Origin of the sequence: Stieleria magnilauensis, assembly GCA_007753675.1 — a bacterium.
Classification (GTDB): domain Bacteria; phylum Planctomycetota; class Planctomycetia; order Pirellulales; family Pirellulaceae; genus Stieleria; species Stieleria magnilauensis.
In genome coordinates this window covers 3091888-3111309 of the sequence record CP036432.1, presented here as the reverse complement: position 1 = coordinate 3111309, position 19422 = coordinate 3091888, and the positions used below count along the sequence as shown (strand labels likewise).

Genomic DNA, 19422 nt, shown 5'->3' with positions numbered 1-19422 from the left:
TGGCTATAACGGAGGTGCAGACATCGTCGGCAGGGAGAACAGATCGAATCAATGAGCGGATGATCCCTCTCACTCTTTTGTGCATCATGAAGCAGCTCGCGACCGAAGGTTGCCATGGCAAGGAGCTTGATGATGAGAGGATCCACCGCCCAGTCTTACAAGTACCAACTGGAGCTTGGCTATCATGGGCATGATTAGTCAAACCGAACGGGCGAGTGGCCTCGACAGGTCCCGTGGCGTTGAAGCCGGCCCCCAAGTGATCAGTGGACAGGCATCGACAGAGGTCCACGGTAAACCGCTGGTGGTGTCCGAATCACGCGCGGTGTCGGCTGCAGTCGCGGCATTCGAAGCATCGCATCAGTTGCGGCTTGTCATTCGCGGGACGATCGCTGTCTTGTGTGTCGCGGCGGTGTTCTTGTTTCTCTATTTCCCGGATCACTCGGGTGTTGCCACGTTTCCGCTTCCGATGTTGGTGATCGCGTTTGCCTTGCTGCGCTTCGTTGCAAAGGTGCTTCATCTATTCATCGACACGGCCAGCCGATTGGCGCAGACAGCGTCATCGCAGACCAAAGCGTCTCGTGCGACGGCATCGCACTGGACGGTTGCGCTGGCGGCGTCGGCATCGGACTATTTGTTCAAAGCTCTGCTTGCGTTCGTGTTGTCGATCACGGTGGTTGTCGGGGCAACCTATGAAATCCCGTTGCTTGGGATCGTGGCTGCACTGACGTTGCTGGTGGCGACCCTGGTGAACCGTCCGTGCCGCGGTTTGTTTCCCGACGCGTCGCAGGAAGAACGGCGGGATCGTGTGAGACGTCAGACGCGCGAGTCCTTGGCCTGCGCGGCGCTGGAGTCGCAATACGTCCCGATGGCTTCCTCTCAACGACGCGAAGTGCGGCGCGTCGACAGGCCGGCGCCCGCGCCGCAAAAGGCTCCGATTCAAGAGGCGGCCGAGGAAGAGGTCTACATTGAAGTCGATGAGATCGACGACGACGAGGATGCGTTTGAAGGAAGTTATCCAGACGCTTCTCTCACCGACGCTGCGGCACAATTGCGCGTGATCGCCGAACGCGTCGGCTGACCAGTAGTTCCGCTAACACCTTCCATCGGGCGTGACTCCGGCGGTCCGTCGAACGCATGGCTGAGGGTGCGGTCACGCCGCCACGGCACCTTCGTGCAGCATCCGTTGCAAGCGGTCCAGCGCCGCAAACATCTCATTCCATTGGCGGACGACGTCCATCGTGGAGAGCACCGGCGCGTCCTCGCGGTCGAAACCGAGTTCACTGACGCGGACGATCTCATCCATCACGCGAATCCCGCCGGTCGCCGCCGACTCCATTTTCGATTGAGCCGTTTTGCCATCGGTGTCGTCGACCGGTAAGACTTGCTGCATGGCTTGATGGACCGCCCACAGCGCCGCCTTGCGAGACGATTCGGCTTGGACGGTGGTGCGAAGCGTTCCTGATTGGACAAAATACTTGGTCATGGCGGTGTCTCCCGTTCGGCGGTGGTGGAAATCGGCCGAGGAATCGGTCTTCCTCGGCTAAACATCTCATCGCCGGCCGGGTGACACCTCCGGTCCGTCCGGCGACATCGCGTTTCCGGACCAGCAGAGGTTCTGGCTTCTCGGCCGTCTGACTGCTCCGGCGCGAGGGAGATCCCTAAAGTCAGCCTCTTCGCGTCCCAGAGGCAATTCTGAATTTGCGTCTGTCCGGCAATGACATAGCGTTCGAGCAGTTTACTAGTCCAATTCGCCACAATTCCAGTCGCAGATAAAGGCAAACCGGTCGTGAGGCCGGGACGCAAAGCTATGGATCTCTGAAACGAAGAGACCGCCAAGCTACCCGTGATGCTGGGGCGTCAAGTGTGCTCCGAGTGTCAAATGATAAAGTCCAATCAAATCGGGCGTCGGCGTGGTGCCGTCGCCGTGCTTGTCGCGGTGTTGCTCGTCGTCGTACTGGGGATGGTTGCCTGCGCCGTTGACCTAGGCGTACTGATGGTGGCGCAATCGGATCTGCAGCGGTCGGCCGACGCGGCCGCGCACGCAGCCGTCTTAGAATTTCGCAAGGACGGCAATGCGTATCGAATCATCACCGACACGCGACGCACTGCCAAGCAGTACGTCGAAGACAATCCGGTGCTGGATCGACAGGTGACCGTCCACAGGAATACCTTCAACGCCGATTCGGACGGTGACATCGTCGTGGGCAGGATCGATTTCAGTAATCCACACGGGCCGATGACGTTTGATGAGCCTGAACAATACAATGCGGTGCGTGTCAAAGTGAGCCAAACGGCGGATCGGAACGGGGAAGTCGGTCTATTCTTTGCAAATATCTTCGGCTATTCGAGCATGATGCTGCGTGCCGAGGCCACCGCAGCGATCATCAAGAACGTTGGCGGATTCAAGGTCCCTGGGTCCGGTGCCAATGTCCCGTTTCTGCCAATCACGGTTGACGAAGACTATTGGGAGCAACAAGTAAGTCGGGGTGCCGACGATTGGGGATACGACGCGATTAGCCAGTCGGTCGACGCCACTCCCGACGGTATTCCTGAAGTCGTGTTGTTCCCGACGAGGACTTCAAGCTCGGGAAACTTTGGAACGGTCAATATCGGCCAGTCCTCCAATTCCACCAAGCATCTGGCCGGGCAAATTCGTGACGGACTTTCACAGTCCGACCTCGATTATCACGGCGGTTCACTGGCGCTGGATGATACCGGAGAATTGATCCTCGGCGGTGATCCCGGCTTGAGTGCCAGCGTGAAGGATGATCTCGAGTCCATTGCCGGAAAACCGGTCATCATTCCCATCTATCGTGACGTCTCGGGCAACGGCAACAATGCGAAGTTCGTGATCGTGAAGTTTGTCGGTGTCCGGATCGTTGCCGTCAATCTGACCGGCGGAAACAAATATGTCAGCGTCCAGCCAGCCAACGTCACATTCAAAGGCGTTGTTCAAGCGGCCCCTGGCGTCAGTGGGACCAGCCAGAGCATTTACTCTCCGCCCGTGATCGTGCAATAAGGTTTGATTGAATGAACGCACTTCGACGTAGACGAAAGGGGGCCGCCGCGGTGGAGTTCGCGTTGGTAGCGCCATTCTTGATCCTCTTGGTGTTAGGGATCATCGAGTTCGGTCGAGGGATGATGGTCCAACAATTACTGACCAATGCATCGCGAGAGGGCGCTCGCGAGGCCGCCCTGCCGGATGCGACCGCCGATTCGGTCAAGCAGAAGGTCGTCGAATTTTTGTCCGATGCATCCGTCAGCGTCTCGCCGTCGGATGTGACGGTGGATCCAGACCCCAGTGCCGCGTTTGACAATGAACAGATCACGGTGAAAGTGGAGGTCGGCTACAACGAGATCGGCTGGATCAACGGCTCGTTTTTGAACGGAGTGACACTCAGCGCCACGACCAAGATGCGGTCCGAGCGGTTGGATTGAGCAACCCGGATTGTTGCCAGTCGGATTGGTCCCGCATGGCTTCGTTCGTGCAGTCAGCCCGACAGGTGTGTGCGATATGGCGCACGCGATCTTGAATTGCGCTTCGGTGGGGCACATTCTCTGCAGCGGGTGACAATGGGGCGACTGGCCGGATCTGTCGGCATTCTTCACATCGGTCGCGTCCCTTTTACCGCGTGCGTGACCGTTTCGGGAAACGAACGTCAGCAGCAGGCATGGTATTTGCGGCAGCTGAGCGGCAGGCAGCACGAGTCGTGCTTGCACGAAAGGCCGCCCGTTCATCGGATCAGGTGTTTCCAACTCACGTGCCGCCGGCCGATCCGCCCAGCGTACGGGGTCGCACTCCACACCACGCCCGCCATGTTTCCCATCAAAGAATCTCGCTTTCTCTCTGGCGATGTCAAGTTGTTCCGTGTCGAAGCGCCTCGGATTGCCCGCAAGCGGCAGGCGGGGCAGTTTGTGATCGTCCGCATCCACGAGCACGGCGAGCGAATCCCGTTGACGATTGCCGACTCGGACGTCGAAGAGGGGACGATCACGATCATCGTTCAGGGTGTCGGCAAGACGACGCGACTGCTCAATCAACTCGAAGCCGGCGATTCGATCTTGGACGTGGTCGGCCCCTTGGGCGAGCCGTCGGAGATCAAGAAGTTCGGCACGGTCGTCGTCATCGGGGGCGGCGTGGGAACGGCCATCGCCTACCCAACCGCGGTCGCGATGAAACAAGCCGGCAACCACGTGATCACGATCGTTGGTGCCCGCAATCAGTCGTTGTTGATTTTGGAAGACGAGGTTCGCGCGACCAGCGACGAACTGTATTTGATGACCGACGACGGCAGCTGCGGCGAACACGGCTTCGTCACACAGAAGTTGCAAGCGTTGATCGATCAGGGGCGAACCATCGATCACGTGTTGGCGATCGGTCCGATCCCGATGATGCGGGCGGTCGCCGAGGTCACACGCCCGCATCAGATCCCGACCATCGTCAGTTTGAATCCGATCATGGTCGATGGCACCGGCATGTGCGGCGGATGTCGAGTGTACGTCGGCAAGGAATGCAAATTCGCCTGTGTCGATGGACCGGAGTTTGACGCGCATCAAGTCGATTTCACCAATCTGATCCAGCGCAACAAGATGTACCGTGATCGCGAACAGGAATCGTTGGAAGCATTCGAGGTCGATCCGACTGACGACCTGGAGGAAGCTCACCATTGCCACATGGAGCAGAAGTTTCCGGAAGTCGGTCCACGGACGGTTTGAAAGTCAAGGGTCACACGTCAGACGCCATCTACGCACCATACAGATTCTGATCAATGGTAGATAAACTTCCTCCCAAAGAGCGCACCAAAATTCCCCGCCAGGTCATGCCCGAACAGGAGGCATGCCAGCGGGCGCATAACTTTGACGAGGTCAACTTGGGCTTGACCGAAGCGATCGCGCAGCGCGAGTCGCAGCGTTGTTTGACCTGTGCCGATCCGAAGTGCACGCACGGCTGTCCGGTGGGTGTGCAGATCCGTGAAGTCGTCGATTTGGTTCGCGAGGGTGAGTACCTGTCCGCAGCCGCCAAGCTGCGCGAAGACAACGTGTTGCCGGCGGTCACGGGGCGTGTTTGTCCCCAGGAGAACCAATGCGAGGGCGCCTGCGTGTTGGCCCGGCGTTTTAATTCGTTGGCGATCGGGCACATCGAACGATTTGTGGCCGATTACGAACGCCAGACGGGCCAGGTGGGGCTACCCGAACGCGCACCGCTGACGGGCAAGAAAGTTGCGATCGTCGGCAGCGGACCGGCGGGATTGAGCTGCGCCGGCGACCTGTCGTTGAAAGGCCACGAGGTGACCGTGTTTGAGGCGCTTCACGAAATCGGCGGCGTGTTGATCTATGGCATCCCCGAGTTTCGTTTGCCCAAAGAAATCGTTCGGCAAGAAGTCGAGAACATGCGGGCGATGGGCATCGACTTTCAAACCAACGTCGTCATCGGCAAGACGGTCACCATCGACGAGCTGTTCAATGAAGAAGGCTACGATGCGGTGTTCATCGCCACCGGGGCGGGGCTGCCGAAGTTCATGAACATTCCCGGTGAGCAGCTGGCCGGCGTCTACTCGGCGAACGAGTTTCTGACGCGAGTGAACCTGATGAAGGCCTACGATCCCGATCAATACGATTCACCGATTTATGATTGCCGCGGCCGCAACGTGGCGATCGTCGGCGGCGGAAATACGGCGATGGATTCGGTTCGGTCGGCGTTGCGATTGGGCGCCAAGAACGCCTACATCATCTACCGCCGCAGCGAGGAAGAAATGCCGGCCCGGGGTGAAGAGGTGCATCATGCCAAGGACGAAGGCGTGCAGTTCATGAACCTGCACAACCCGCTGGAGTTTGTCGGCAACGAAGAAGGCAATTTGTCCGGAGTCAAGTTGGTCAAGATGGAACTCGGTGAAGCGGACGAATCGGGGCGTCGGCGTCCGGTCCCGATCGAAGGCTCTGAATTTGTGATGCCGATCGACATGGCGGTCGTCGCCATTGGCACCGGTGCCAATCCGTTGGTGCAGTCGACCACACCGGACATGGCGACCAACAAATGGGGCTACATCGTTGCCGATGAAGAGACGTTGCGGACCAACAAACGCGGCGTGTTCGCCGGCGGCGACATCGTCAGCGGTGCCGCCACGGTGATCTTGGCGATGGGCGCCGGTCGGGTGGCGGCGCGGTCGATGCATGAGTTTTTGGAAACGGGACAGTGGTAGAGTGACAGTGGTAGAGTGATTGTCCCGTCGATCGATCTCGGCGGTCTGTAGATTCTCCACGCGGGAACGGGTAAGATAAGGGCGGGCGTCACTTCACTGAGAGCCGTCCAACGGCTTGGATGCGGACATCGTCGGTCTTGTTGTCGTTCCACTTTGGTTGCCGAGTGCAATTGCCAGACATGGACTATCTATTTGTCTTTCTGTTCGTCGTGCTGGGGATCGCGATGGTACTTGGCGGTATCCTTGCGTCTTACTTGTTGGCACCGCGAAACCCGACCAAGGTGAAGCAGTCACCGTATGAATGTGGTGAGGAAACGATCGGATCGTCTTCGATCAATTTCAACGTCGCCTACTATTTGTTTGCGATCCTGTTTTTGGTGTTCGATGTCGAAGCGGCGTTTTTATTTCCCTGGGCCGTGGTGCTTCGCGAACTCGGAATGATCGGGCTGGTCGAGGTCGTGATGTTTGTACTTGTTCTGGTCGTCGGCCTGGCGTATGCCTGGAAAAAGGGGGTTCTGGAATGGGAATCGTAACGGACAAGCTTCCCGGTGCATTGGAAAAGGTGCCCGGCGGCAACGTCTTGGTGACCCGGTTTGACGAGATCATCAACTGGGCCCGTGCCAGCAGTCTTTGGCCCTTGACGTTCGGCACCAGTTGCTGTGCGATCGAGATGTTGATGGCCACGGGAGGACCGCGACACGATTTGGCACGATTCGGTGCCGAGGTCGCGCGGCCGTCGCCGCGTCAGGCCGACCTGTTGATTCTGGCGGGCACGATCGTCAAACGGATGGCTCCGCGGTTGCGGACGTTGTACGAGCAGATGGCGGAGCCGAGGTACGTGATCGCGACGGGCGCCTGCACGATTTCAGGCGGCCCATTCATCTATCATTCCTACACGACCGTGCGGGGGGCCGACGAGATCATTCCCGTCGACGTTTACGTTCCCGGTTGTCCCCCGCGTCCCGAGCAGTTGTTCCATGGCTTGTTGACGTTGCAAAAAATGATCAAGGAAGGCGAGACGATTCGCGAGCCCGGTGTTCGCCGCAAACCCGTCATCAGCGCGCTGCCCGAGGGGATCACGTTGGAAGACATCCAAGGGGAGATGAAGGAGTTACTCGTCAAGGAGAACGTGGTCGACGTCCAGCATGCCGTCGACAAGCTGAAGTGGCCGAGCGGATTGAACGAACAAAGCTCCGGCAAGAGCGGGGCGAACGAAAGCGGGGCGGGTGATGGAACGTGAAGCCCTGCAAGCGGCCGTTTGTGAACTCGACGCGGCCGTCAGCCCCTTGGACGCCAACGCCGACCGAGCGGCAGTTGTTGTCGAGGCGAGTGCCCTGCCAGCGATCGTTCGCCGTCTCCGCGACGAGCCCCAGTTTGCGTTTGCCCAATTGCTCGATCACGTGGCGGTCGATTGGATCGATCGCGGACAGTTCGAGCTGATCTATCAACTCTACTCCTTCAAGCACAAACATTTTCTTTCCGTCAGCGTGTTTGTCCCGCGGGACGACCCTCGCGTGCCGACGCTCTGTCGTGTGCACCCGGTCGCGGAGTGGCAGGAACGGGAAGTCTACGACCTGTTCGGCGTGTTGTACGACGATCATCCGGATCTCAGGAGACTGTTCTTGGAAGACGATTGGGTCGGGTTTCCCTTGCGGAAGGACTACCAAGACGACTTTATGCTCGACAGGCCAAGATGACCGTAGAAGTTTCGTCACTGAAGGAACTCGTGGAGCAGGCCAGCGGCGACGACCGTTCGCCGGACACCCAAGAGTATTTCGTCAACATGGGCCCCCAGCACCCGTCGACCCACGGCGTGTTACGGCTGGTGTTGAAGTTGGACGGCGAACGGGTGCTTCGATGTATCCCCGTGCTCGGGTACATCCACCGCAGCATCGAGAAGATCTCCGAGCACATGAACTACATGAATTGTGTTCATCTGACCGATCGGATGGATTACCTTTCGTCGATCATGAACAACTGGGCGGTGTCTAAGGCAGTAGAAGAAGCGGCGGGGATCGAGGTCAATTCACGCATTCAATACATTCGCACGATCTTTGCCGAGCTGGAACGGATTCAGAGCCATCAATTGTGGTGGGGCGTGTTGGGGATGGATTTGGGGGCGTTCACGCCGTTCCTGTACGGGATCCGCGATCGCGAGGTCCTCAACGATGTGATGGAAGAGACCGTCGGTGCCCGGCTGACGATGAACTATGTGCTGCCCGGCGGGTTGATGGCGGACATTCATCCGAATTTTGTCCATCGCGTCAAGGAATTCATCAAGTACTTCCGCCCCAAGTTGGACGAATACGATGACCTGTTGACCAACAACGTCATCATCCAAGAACGTCTTCGCAACGTCGGCATTCTGTCGCCGCAGACGGCGGTCCAATACGGGGCCACCGGGCCGGTTCTGCGAGGGTCGGGCGTCGCGTTCGATTTGCGGAAAGACCACCCGTACGGCGTCTACGATCAAGCGGACTTTGAAGTTCCCGTCGGCACGATCGGTGACAGTTGGGACCGCTATTGGGTGCGGGTGGAGGAGATGCGTCAGTCGCTGAACATTGTCGAGCAGCTGCTCGATAACATCCCGCCGGGCGATTTCCTGGTCAAGAAACTGAATTCCAAGATCAAGATTCCGGAAGGTCGCTACTACAGCCAACTGGAAACGGCGCGAGGGGTCTTGGGCGTGTTCATCGCGTCGGACAAGAAGGACGAGCCGTATCGGTTGCATTATCGCTCTCCGAACTTCAACAACCTGTGGTGCCTGGAACCCATGATCAAGGGCGACTACATCGCCTCGTTGATCGGGGCCATGTCCTCTCTGGATCTGGTCATCCCAGACATCGATCGATAAGGAGAAACCCATTGCCGTGGCAGATGCTTTGTTGAATCCACTTTCGCTGACACTGTCCGTTCAAACGAGCGAGGCGTTTGCCGCGCCGGCGATGTCGTTGGCCGACCGTGCCAGTCGGGCGTTGGAGTCGGGCGTCTGGGGTGCGGTGATGTACATCGTGATCGGCTTGGTCGCCGTGCTCACCGCGGTTTCCGTGTTGGGATTGGTGATGAGCTACATCGAGCGCAAGGTCGCCGGTCACTTTCAGTGTCGATTGGGGCCGATGCGGGTCGGTCCGCACGGCGTGCTTCAGTCGCTGGCCGACGGCATCAAGCTGTTGTTCAAGGAGGGGATCGAGCCCGGCGACGGCGACAAGGTGATCTTCATCGGCGCACCGATCTTCAGCATCACCGCGACGATTTTATTGTTGGCGATCGTCCCGCTGGCGCCGGGCATTCAGGTCGTCGACATGAATGTGGGGGTGGTCTACATCGCGGCGGTCAGCGGTTTGGGCGTGATGGGGATTCTGATGGGCGGCTGGAGCAGCAACAACAAGTGGTCGCTGTTGGGGGCGATGCGAGCCGGCGCGCAGATGATTTCCTACGAGGTCTCGCTGACCATCGCGCTGTTGGTGGTGGTCCTGTTTTCGGGCACCTTGAAGGTTTCAGAGATCATTGAAAGTCAACAGCAAGGATGGTGGATTTGGAGAGGGCATGGTGTCGCGATCGTCGCGTTTTGCCTGTACGTGATCGCGTCGACTGCGGAACTGAATCGGACGCCCTTCGATTTACCCGAGGGTGAGAGCGAATTGACCGGCGGCTACCACACCGAATACAGCGGCTTGCGATTTTCGTTTTTCTTTCTCGCCGAATTCGCCAACCTGTTCGTGTTCTCGGCGCTGGCGGTGACCTTTTTCTTCGGCGGTTGGTTGCCGTTCCATGTCGGGAACTACGAAGGTTTCAACAGCGTGATGGACCTGTTGCCGCCGGTGATCTCCCCGATCTTTTGGTTCGGCAGCAAATGTGCGACGCTGATTTTTATTTTGATGTGGTTCCGCTGGACCTTTCCACGACTTCGGATGGATCAATTGATGCGACTGGAGTGGAAGGTGCTGTTGCCGATCGGCTTTGCCAATCTCATTTTGGCGGCGACGGTTGTGCTGAGCGGATTGTATTTTTTTCCTTCCGCGACATGAATGACGGCTAGCCATGGCGACGACCACACCGGTCCCGACGGAAACCGAATGCCCGCCGATCGATTTCGGCGAACTGAAATCAAACTGTGTCGCGCCGCGCCCGTCGATCATGGGGCAGAAACGCGGCCTGCGTTCGATTCTGTGGTTGTCATTCAAGGGCATCGTGCGGGGCTTGCTGACGACGCTCAGTTATTTCCGGCGTCCGTCAACGGTGGTCACGCAACAGTATCCCGAAAACCGCGACACACTGGAGATGTTCGAGCGGTATCGTGGCCGGCTGTCATTGATTCACAACGAGGAAGGCGAACACGGATGCACCGCGTGCCAGATCTGTGAACGCCTTTGCCCGAACGCTTCGATTATCATCACCAAGGACAAAAAGAACGAGGCGACCGGTAAACCGGCGTTGGATCAATTCATCTGGCGCCAGGACACGTGCACGTTCTGTAATATTTGTGTTCTGGTTTGCCCGTTCGACACGCTGGAAATGACCGGCGATTTCGAGTCGTCGGTGTTCGACCGGCGTCTGCTGGTGTTCAACTTGAACGAATACGCCGGTCCGACAGCCGGTCAACTTGACAAGCTCGAGGATGACGAACTGGCCAAGGCGCAAATGAAGCCGATGAATAAGTATCAGGGCCCGGTTCCGATGTGCGGCGGCGAAATGGACGGAATTCCCAAATTGGACGTAGAGAAACCGACCGATGCATGACGGGACAGTCGCGACCCTTTTCTTCTACTTGTTTGCGGTCGCATCGATTGCGTTGGCGCTGGGTGTCGTACTCGGACGGCGTCTGCTGCGATCGGCGGTTTGCCTGATCGGTGTGCTGGGGTCGAGTGCCGGGCTGATCCTGGTGCTGGGATTCGAGTTTATCGCCGGGATTCAGGTGTTGGTCTTTATCGGCGGCATCGTCGTGTTGCTGCTGTTCGCGATCATGATGACCAGCGAAGGGCATACGTTTGAACAACGGCCCAGCGCTGCCCGCCGTGTGATGGGAGGAATCGTGGCGACGGCGTTTTTTGTCGTCACGCTGTCGGTCTATGTGCACACGGACTTTCCGCCCGCGACCGCGGAAGGCCTGGCCGTGTCCCATGAAGACGTCCACGCCATCGGCCGCAAGTTATTGAGCAATGAACGCGACGGATACATCGTGCCGTTCGAAGTGATCTCGTTGTTGCTGTTGGCCGCACTGATCGGCGGCATCGTGATCGCTCGCAAACATGATCCAGAAGATACCTAACAACGATTGCCGCTCAAAACACTCCGCCGTCGGGCTTTTTACATGTTTCCAACTCCTACGATCACGCATTGGCTGACGCTTTCGGCGCTGCTGTTTTCGATCGGTCTGTACGGCATCTTCACACGACGTAATGCCGTCGGTGTTTTGTTGTCGATCGAAATGACTCTGAATTCGGCAATCCTCAACATTCTGATTTTCAATCGTTTTGTCGCGTCGGACGAAGTCGATGGTCAGGTGCTGGTGTTGTTCATCATTGCCGCTGCGGCGGCCGAGGCGGTGGTCGCGTTGGCGATCTTTGTGTCCTTTTACCGACACCGGCATACGCTGGATGTGACGCAGGCCAACCACATTTGCGATCAGGGGAACAGCACGTCGTGACCGGATTCCTATTCGAAAATGCCTGGATGATTCCGGCCTTGCCGTTGATCTCCATCCTGTTGATCGGTTTGTTTGCCACCGGCTCGAATGCACGTGTCGCCGGGATCATCGGATCGGTCGCGATCGGGACCGCGTTTCTGCTGACGTGCGGATTGGGCCTTTCGTACCTGAGTTCAGCCGAAGCGGGTGCGTCCGCGGTGACGTGGAGCATCGAATGGCTTCGGTACCAGGATCATTTGGTCGTTTCATTGGGGACGCTGATCGATCCGATTTCGCTGTTGTTGCTGTTCGTCGTGACGAGCGTCAGCTTGCTGGTTCACGTTTATTCGATCGGCTACATGGCGGGCGATGAAGGGTATTCACGGTACTTCGTGTTCCTCAGTTTGTTCACGTTCAGCATGTTGGGACTGGTGCTGGCGCCGAACCTGTTGCAGATGTACGTGTTCTGGGAACTGGTCGGTGTGAGTTCGTTCCTGCTGATCGGGTTTTATTACACGTTGCCCGAAGCGATCGCGGCGTCGAAGAAGGCGTTCATCGTCACGCGGTTTGCCGATCTGTTCTTCTTGGCGGGGATTTTGGTGCTCGGTTTTTTCGTCCACCAGTGGATCGTCGATTCGGAATGGGGCGGCGTCACTGCCACCGCGCTCCAATCGGCGACCGCGACGCAGGCATTGGATTTCGCGACGATCAATTCGGAGCCGGTGCTCGCCAATCTGAAAGCTCAGCCGGGGGTTTTCGGGCTCGATCTGCTGACCGTTGCGATGTTGTTGGTGTTCATCGGTGCGGCGGGGAAAAGCGCGATGTTTCCGCTCCATGTTTGGTTGCCCGATGCGATGGCAGGGCCGACGCCCGTGTCGGCACTGATTCATGCGGCCACGATGGTGGTCGCCGGTGTCTATCTGGTGGCCAGGCTGTTCCCCGGTTTCGCGGCTTCGGGAGACGCGCTCCACGTCGTCGCCGCCGTCGGTTGCTTCACGTGCCTGTTTGCCGCGTTGATCGCGTGCACGCAGAGGGACATCAAGCGGGTGCTCGCGTTCTCAACGCTCAGCCAGATCGGCTACATGATGCTGGCGCTGGGCGTCGCGTCGGCCGAGCACCCAGCCGGGCTGGGTGCTGCGATGTTTCATTTGTTCACACATGCGTTCTTTAAGGCGCTGCTGTTTCTGGGGGCCGGTTCGGTGATCCACGCCGTCCACAGCAATGACGTGGCGGACATGGGAGGGCTGCGAAAGAAGATGCCGTTGACGCATGCGACGTTCTTGATTGCCACGATCGCGATTGCCGGTGTGCCGCCGCTGGCCGGGTTCTTTTCAAAGGATGAGATTTTGGGCGCCGCGTTGGACGGGGAGCACCATCTGATTTTTGGGGTGGGGCTGTTCGTGGCTGCGTTGACCGCTTTTTACATGTTTCGTGTTTACATTTTGACGTTTCTGGGGGCACACAAGTCCGACGGTGCGGCGAAGGCTCACGAGTCCCCGCCGATCATGACGATCCCGTTGGTGGTGCTCGGGGTGATGTCCGTGTGCGGCGGCTGGATTGCCGTCTCGCAGTTTGTTTTGCCCGGTGTCGAGCTCCACGCTCACCTGTTGGTGATGGGGTTATCGGTGGCAGCCGCGGTGGTCGGGATCGGGGCCGCATTTTGGCTTTACGGGGGGCAGACGAATCGGGCACAGTCGATGGCTGATTCGATGGGCGGCATTTATCGTCTGGTTCAGAACAAGTTCTACATCGATGAAGTCTATCTGTTGGTGACGAAGATGATTTTTCGATTCATCGCGGCTCCGGCGGCTTGGTTCGATCGCCATGTGGTCGATGCGGCGATGAATTTATCGGCGGCGGTGGTGCGTTGGTTCGGGGCTCGGTTGAACGTTCTGCAAACCGGGCAGGTTCAGACATACGGGATTTGGATGATCAACGGGACGATTGTGATCCTGTTGTTTTTGTGGCTCGTTCAACGATAGCGCTGTTGAGCAAGGAAAAAGGCTCGGATGAGTTGGTTAAGTCTGCTGATCTTGATTCCGTTTGCGACGGCGCTGGCCGTTGTTGCGACCCCCGATTCCAAATGGTACCTGCGGCGTTGGGTTGCGCTGTTTGGCACAGGAGTGGTCCTTGCGCTGTCGTTGGTGATGAGCGTGTCGTACATGCAGGTGGTGCAGCAGCGCGGCGGCGATGCATCGGTGTTGACGATTTCGCAAATGGAATTTGAGCAATCGATTCCTTGGTTCAAGAGCATGGGGATCGAGTACCACGTCGGCGTGGACGGGATCGCGATGGCAATGATCGTGCTGACGGCGATCATCATTTTCACCGGCGTGCTGGCCAGTTGGGAGGTCAAGGAACGCTCGCGTGAGTTCTACGCGTTTCTGTTGGTGTTGGTCACGGGCGTTTTTGGCGTGTTCATCAGCGTCGATCTGTTCCTGTTCTTCCTGTTCTACGAAGTCGCCGTGTTGCCGATGTATCTGTTGATCGGCGTGTGGGGGACGGGGCGGAAGGAGTATTCTGCGATGAAGCTGACGTTGATGCTGATGGTCGGCTCGGCGTTGGTCTTGGTTGGGATGCTGGCGCTGTACCACGCGGCCGGATCGCAGACGTTTGACTTGAACAAGTTGGCGATGGTCGATTATTCGCGTGACTTACAGCAGTGGGTGTTTCCGTGCGTGTTTGTCGGGTTCGGAGTGCTGGGCGCGCTGTTCCCGTTTCACACCTGGTCGCCGGACGGTCACGCATCGGCGCCGACGGCAGTGTCGATGTTGCATGCCGGGGTACTGATGAAATTAGGCGGTTACGGCGTGTTGAGAGTCGCCGTGTACCTGATGCCCGAGGGGGCGAAACAGTGGGCGCTTTTCTTTCTGGTGCTGACGACGATCAACATCGTGTACGGGGCGTATGCGGCGATCCGGCAAACCGATTTAAAGTATTTCACGGCCTATTCGTCGGTCAGCCATTGCGGCTTCGTCTTGTTCGGCCTGTGTTCGTTGAACTTGATGGGATTTAAAGGCGCCGTGATCCAGATGTTTAGTCACGGAATCATGACGGGGCTGTTCTTTGGGCTGATCGGAATGGTGTATGGCCGTTCCAAGACGCGTGATTTGACGCAGATGGGAGGGCTTTCCAAACGGATCCCCTGGTTGGCGACCAGTTTTTACATCGCCGGGTTGGCGTCGCTGGGGCTGCCGGGGTTGTCCGGTTTCGTCGCCGAGTCGACCGTTTTTCTAGGCGGCTTTTTTGGCAACCGCTGGGTCGATGCGACAACGATGCGGATCTGCACGTTGCTCGCCACGTCCTCGATCGTCGTCACCGCCGTTTATGTGTTGCGCGGCCTGAGCCGTGTGTTTCAAGGGCCGATGACCAAGCCAGAGTTCAGCCAGATGCAGGATGCGACGATCCCCGAAAAACTGTGCACCGGCATTCTGGTCGCGACGTTAGCGATCGTGGGCATGTACCCGCCCGTGCTGATCGATCTGATCGAGCATGCGATCCTTCCGATCGCGAATCGTTTTTAGGACCTCCGGCGACACCACTCCAATTGATCCCATGTATATCCAACCGGAAATCATTGTCGTCGTCACAGCGTTCGCGGTGCTCGGCATGGAAATGTTTCTGCCGCCGCGGCATCGAGTCCTGGAGACGCCGGTGTGCTTGTTGGGGCTGAGCACCGCGCTGGCCTCCGTCGTTTATCTGATGATTCAAGGCGATGGCAATTTCCTCGACGGCCAGTTTCTCTTTGATGGCGTGGCCGGATGGTTCAAGGTCTCGTTCTTGTTGGCGGGTCTGTTGACGGTCTTGCTGTCGGCCGATCTGCTCAACGGTCGGTTCAAGATCGTGGCGGGGCAAGACCGTGAGCTGATTCATCGGGGCGAGTTTTACACGGTGGTCTTATTCAATCTGGTCGGATCGATGTTCCTGATTTCGGCGACCAATCTGATCAATCTGTATGTCTGTCTGGAACTGGCAACGATTCCGCTGTTCGCGCTGGTCGCTTGGCGTCGCAATGACCCGTTGTCGTGCGAAGCGGGGTTGAAGTACATCATTTTGGGCGCGACGTTGTCTGCCGTGGTGCTGTTCGGACTCGGTCTACTGTACGGGCTTTCCGGCTCGGTAGACCTGTTCACCATGGGCGACAACTTGAGTTTTGGTCCGGCAACGAAGCTGGCGATTGCGATGGTGGTGGTCGGTGTCGGATTCAAGCTGACGCTCGTGCCGTTTCACATGTGGGCGGCCGATGTGTATCGCGGTGCGCCGCTTCCGGTGGCGGCGTACTTGTCGGTGGCGTCCAAGGCGGCCGGATTGGCGTTCATGTTCCAGTTGTTCTACCGCGTGCTGGGGAATGTTCTGTTGGACGTTTCGATGGCGGTTGCGGTGTTGGCGGCGGTGACGATGACCTTGGGCAACCTGGTGGCCGTGGTGCAAACCAACGTCAAACGCTTCATGGCGTTCAGTGCGATTTCGCAGGCGGGTTATCTGATCATGGGGTTTCTGGCCCCCGACGGCGCCCCGAGCATGGTGTATTACATGTTGGTCTACGTGGTCACCAACATGGTCGTGTTTGGCGTGCTGGTTTTCTATTTGAATGAAACCGGCCGCGAGGAAATCGAGGATTATCGCGGGCTATCGCGAACGAATCCATGGATCGCGTTGGTGCTGATGCTGGGGCTGTTCAGCTTGGCGGGGATCCCGCCGCTGTCGGGGTTCGTCGGCAAGTTCTTCTTGTTCAGCGTGGCATCCAAGGCGGGGTTTCATTGGTTGGTCGCCGTGGCCGCGGTCAATTCCACCATTTCGCTGTACTACTATCTGCGGATCGTTCGGCAGATGTATATCGAGCCGGGCTTTGAGAACGATCCGCCCCTTCGTGCGTCGGTGTCGATCGTCACGGCACTGGGCGTCTCCACCGTGCTGATGGTGGTGTTGGGGATCGTGCCGTTTTTCTACGAGACGATTTACGAACAGACACACAACTGGATTGCCAGTTCGCATTGATGCGTCGCGGCTCGCTTGCACGGCAAGCCGCATCGTGGGGGAAAAATCGTCGACGTGTGGCAATCGGTCTAGAACTTGGTTCCGTTGAGAACGGATCCGTTCTTGATGACGATCGAGATTCCGTCGCGGACTTGCAAGGGTTCGTCCTCGCCGAGTGAATCGACGTTTTCGGCATTGGTGATGGTAACGTCGGTTCCGACGCGCGAGTTCTTGTCCAGGATCGCGCCGCTGATGACGCTGTTGTCGCCGATCCCGACCGGGATTTGGCCCGGGGTCAAGGTGTCAGGGTCTTCGATGTAATCGGCGCCCATGACGACGCTGTTTTTGATCGTGACGTTGTCCCCGATTTTGGTGCGAAGGCCGATCACACTGTGTTCGATGGTGACGTTGTGTCCGATGTGGCAACCGTCGGCGATCAGGCTGCCACGGATGGTGACGTTGTCGCCGACGACCGTGGGCGGCAGAAAACGCGGGCGGCTGTAGATCGGGGCGTCGACGCTGCCGAGTTGGAACGGCGGCGACTTGCTGGCCAGCGAAAGGTTGGCTTCGTAAAACGCGCGGATCGTTCCGATGTCTTCCCAGTAACCGTCAAACAGGTGCACTTGGACTTTGCGTTTGTCGATCGCCGCGGGAAAGACTTCTTTGCCGAAGTCCGAGTGATCGTTGCCGTGCAGCAGGTCCACCATGACCTCTTTCTTGAAGATATACAGGCCCATGCTGGCCAGGCAATCACGTCCCTTGCTGGGGATTCCGCGGGCGTCGATCCAAGCGGGATCCATACGAACCTTGCCCAGTTCTTCTTCCGTTTGGGGTTTCTCGACGAACCCGGTCACACGGCCGTCGTCGTCGAGTTGCATGATTCCCAGTGCGGCGGCGTCTTTGCGGTCGACCGGGATTCCGGCGATGGTCGCATCGGCTCCGGAATCGATGTGCGACTTCATCATGTCGCGAAAATCCATCCGATACAGTTGGTCACCGGACAGAATCAGGATGTGTTCAATTTCGGGTTGGTCGATGTAACGCAGATTTTTGCGAACGGCGTCGGCGGTTCCCTGGTACCAGTCGGTTCCGGCATCGACGGTTTGCTGTGCGGCCAACAGTTCGACGAAACCGCCGGTGAATTGATCGAAGCGATAGGTTTGACGGAGGTGGCGGTGCAGGCTGACCGAGAGGAATTGGGTCAACACGAAAACGCGACGCAGGCCGCTGTTGATGCAGTTGGAAATCGGGATGTCGATCAGCCGGTACTTGCCCGCCAGCGGGACCGCGGGCTTGGCACGAATCTTGGTCAGCGGAAAGAGTCGCGTTCCGCGACCGCCGCCAAGAATCAGTGCGATCGTATTTTTTGACAGGTCCATCGGGTAGTCGGAGTGAGAAGTCATGACGATTGGGGAATAGGAAAGGGGGATGGGGTTCGACTGCAGATCATTGTTCCACCGTTCTAACGCACGCGAGGGACGCGGGAAAGGTTCCAGCGGCTACCAATATTTTTCGAAATGAATCCTGCCGGGACCTTGGCCGTGGATTTCGTGACGAAAACCCGCCGCTTCGAGCAACGGCAACATGCCCGGCTTTTTGGGTGCGGGGGCTCCCGGCGGAACATAACCGATCATGTCCGGGTTGCCACACAAAAAGACATGCGTGTTGGTTGGCGAAAGCGGGTCGTCGGCGGCCGCGGCAAGTTGACCGCTGGTGAAAAATTCTTGGATGTATTGCTTGCCGACATAACCGGGCAAACTGGGATCCAGGTTAATGTCTTCGCGAGTGGTGCAGGGCAGGTAGCGATAATTCGGAAATTGCTCCATCAGTAAACGGTGTTGAGCGTGGTACGCCAAGTCGCGTCGGTAGCGGACACAGCAGGCATTGATGATGCGGCCGTGGTGTCCGGCGTCGAGCAACGTCGCGGTCATGGCGTTGTGTGGGGCCTCTCCGGTTCCTGTCGACAGCATCAGGACGGTGGCGTCGGGTCGAATCTGACCGAGCGTGTACGTGCCGACGATTTTTTTTCCGATCGCGATCCGATCCCCCTTGCCCAGACAGAAAAGTCGTGGCGTCAGCGCCGGTGGGGCTTTGCCGGGGCCGTCCGCCTCCCGGACCAAGACGACGTAGAATTCCATGTAGTCGACCGCATGAATCGGTGCCAGCTGATGGTCCGCGTCGAGCAGCGGGCAGGAGATCGAATAGGCGCGTTTGACCACACGGGTGAGTTTTTTTTCCGGCAGGTTTTCCTGCTGGGTGCCTTCCAGACGCGGTTCCCAGTTGCCGAGCCCGAGCGTGACGTATTGACCGGCTTGGAAAGACGGGACGCCATCGTCGGGGCGGATTCGAAATCGAGTCAGATTCTCGTGGCAATCGATTCGATCGACGATGGTCGCGTTGTAATGCCGCTGTCGCAGCGCGTCGAAGTCCATTTCTGATGAGTTTCCCGAGTCCGGCACGTGTTTCTCCGGGGGTACGATGCAGGGCTGCAAAATCGCAAACCCTGAAAAAATGCCGCAGTATTCAAACCGCTCTCGCAATATACTGAACTCTTGGGCCCTGCGTCGCCCACCGCCCCGCGTTCTTGTTTCGCCTCCTCAAAGTCGTGAGACTTTTCAA

The 19422-nt window shown here is 58.1% G+C and carries 19 protein-coding genes and 1 riboswitch; of the genes, 16 read left to right on the top strand and 3 right to left on the bottom strand.

Annotated features, from left to right (window positions below):
- Positions 1-184: 184 nt before the first annotated feature.
- A complete protein-coding gene (locus TBK1r_RS11155; RefSeq protein WP_145210158.1) occupies positions 185-1078 on the top strand; it encodes a hypothetical protein in 894 nt (297 codons plus the stop codon).
- Positions 1079-1150: 72 nt separating this feature from the next.
- Here the strand turns inward: TBK1r_RS11155 and TBK1r_RS11150 are convergent, their stop codons facing one another.
- Entirely contained in the window at positions 1151-1483 is a 333-nt protein-coding gene (locus TBK1r_RS11150; RefSeq protein ID WP_145210155.1) for a hypothetical protein, read from the bottom strand.
- A 281-nt stretch (positions 1484-1764) separates the two neighbouring features.
- A riboswitch (cyclic di-GMP riboswitch) is annotated at positions 1765-1845 on the top strand.
- Between the two features lie 34 nt (positions 1846-1879).
- Between TBK1r_RS11150 and TBK1r_RS11145 the strand changes: the two genes are divergently transcribed.
- The 15 genes from TBK1r_RS11145 (at position 1880) to TBK1r_RS11075 (ending at position 16824) form a co-directional block, all read left to right on the top strand.
- Positions 1880-3019 carry a TadG family pilus assembly protein gene (locus TBK1r_RS11145; RefSeq protein WP_419581224.1) on the top strand — a complete coding sequence of 380 codons (1140 nt, stop codon included), beginning with the start codon at positions 1880-1882 and terminating at the stop codon, positions 3017-3019.
- Positions 3020-3030: 11 nt separating this feature from the next.
- Entirely contained in the window at positions 3031-3438 is a 408-nt protein-coding gene (locus TBK1r_RS11140) for a TadE/TadG family type IV pilus assembly protein (RefSeq protein WP_145210149.1), read from the top strand.
- Positions 3439-3816: 378 nt separating this feature from the next.
- On the top strand, positions 3817-4716 hold the full coding sequence (locus TBK1r_RS11135) for a sulfide/dihydroorotate dehydrogenase-like FAD/NAD-binding protein (protein WP_145210146.1): 900 nt from the start codon (positions 3817-3819) through the stop codon (positions 4714-4716).
- A gap of 53 nt (positions 4717-4769) precedes the next feature.
- Positions 4770-6200, top strand: coding sequence for an NADPH-dependent glutamate synthase (gene gltA / locus TBK1r_RS11130; RefSeq protein WP_145210143.1), 1431 nt, complete (start codon positions 4770-4772; stop codon positions 6198-6200).
- A gap of 179 nt (positions 6201-6379) precedes the next feature.
- Positions 6380-6733: an NADH-quinone oxidoreductase subunit A gene (locus TBK1r_RS11125; protein ID WP_145210140.1), complete on the top strand. Its 354-nt coding sequence runs from the start codon at positions 6380-6382 to the stop codon at positions 6731-6733.
- Positions 6721-7440: an NADH-quinone oxidoreductase subunit B gene (locus TBK1r_RS11120; protein WP_145210136.1), complete on the top strand. Its 720-nt coding sequence runs from the start codon at positions 6721-6723 to the stop codon at positions 7438-7440. The genes TBK1r_RS11125 and TBK1r_RS11120 overlap by 13 nt, the downstream gene beginning before the upstream one ends.
- Positions 7430-7897, top strand: coding sequence for an NADH-quinone oxidoreductase subunit C (locus TBK1r_RS11115; protein ID WP_145210133.1), 468 nt, complete (start codon positions 7430-7432; stop codon positions 7895-7897). The genes TBK1r_RS11120 and TBK1r_RS11115 overlap by 11 nt, the downstream gene beginning before the upstream one ends.
- Positions 7894-9054: an NADH-quinone oxidoreductase subunit D gene (locus TBK1r_RS11110; protein WP_145210130.1), complete on the top strand. Its 1161-nt coding sequence runs from the start codon at positions 7894-7896 to the stop codon at positions 9052-9054. Before TBK1r_RS11115 ends, TBK1r_RS11110 begins: the two co-directional genes overlap by 4 nt.
- 16 nt (positions 9055-9070) lie before the next feature.
- Positions 9071-10228 carry an NADH-quinone oxidoreductase subunit NuoH gene (gene nuoH / locus TBK1r_RS11105; RefSeq protein ID WP_419581223.1) on the top strand — a complete coding sequence of 386 codons (1158 nt, stop codon included), beginning with the start codon at positions 9071-9073 and terminating at the stop codon, positions 10226-10228.
- A 13-nt stretch (positions 10229-10241) separates the two neighbouring features.
- Positions 10242-10940 (top strand): 4Fe-4S binding protein, encoded by a 699-nt coding sequence (locus tag TBK1r_RS11100; RefSeq protein ID WP_145210127.1) that lies wholly within the window; start codon positions 10242-10244, stop codon positions 10938-10940.
- Positions 10933-11469: an NADH-quinone oxidoreductase subunit J family protein gene (locus TBK1r_RS11095; protein WP_145210125.1), complete on the top strand. Its 537-nt coding sequence runs from the start codon at positions 10933-10935 to the stop codon at positions 11467-11469. Before TBK1r_RS11100 ends, TBK1r_RS11095 begins: the two co-directional genes overlap by 8 nt.
- A gap of 42 nt (positions 11470-11511) precedes the next feature.
- On the top strand, positions 11512-11847 hold the full coding sequence (gene nuoK / locus TBK1r_RS11090; RefSeq protein WP_145210123.1) for an NADH-quinone oxidoreductase subunit NuoK: 336 nt from the start codon (positions 11512-11514) through the stop codon (positions 11845-11847).
- A complete protein-coding gene (nuoL, locus tag TBK1r_RS11085; protein WP_419581222.1) occupies positions 11844-13808 on the top strand; it encodes an NADH-quinone oxidoreductase subunit L in 1965 nt (654 codons plus the stop codon). The genes nuoK and nuoL overlap by 4 nt, the downstream gene beginning before the upstream one ends.
- Positions 13809-13835: 27 nt before the next feature.
- Positions 13836-15350: a complex I subunit 4 family protein gene (locus tag TBK1r_RS11080; RefSeq protein ID WP_145210120.1), complete on the top strand. Its 1515-nt coding sequence runs from the start codon at positions 13836-13838 to the stop codon at positions 15348-15350.
- Positions 15351-15381: 31 nt separating this feature from the next.
- On the top strand, positions 15382-16824 hold the full coding sequence (locus tag TBK1r_RS11075) for an NADH-quinone oxidoreductase subunit N (RefSeq protein WP_419581221.1): 1443 nt from the start codon (positions 15382-15384) through the stop codon (positions 16822-16824).
- Between the two features lie 68 nt (positions 16825-16892).
- Here TBK1r_RS11075 and TBK1r_RS11070 read toward each other — a convergent pair whose 3' ends face one another.
- Complete coding sequence (locus TBK1r_RS11070; RefSeq protein ID WP_419581220.1) at positions 16893-18206, bottom strand: glucose-1-phosphate adenylyltransferase; 1314 nt, start codon at positions 18204-18206, stop codon at positions 16893-16895.
- Between the two features lie 96 nt (positions 18207-18302).
- On the bottom strand, positions 18303-19262 hold the full coding sequence (locus tag TBK1r_RS11065) for a ferredoxin--NADP reductase (RefSeq protein WP_419581219.1): 960 nt from the start codon (positions 19260-19262) through the stop codon (positions 18303-18305).
- Positions 19263-19422 lie beyond the last annotated feature (160 nt).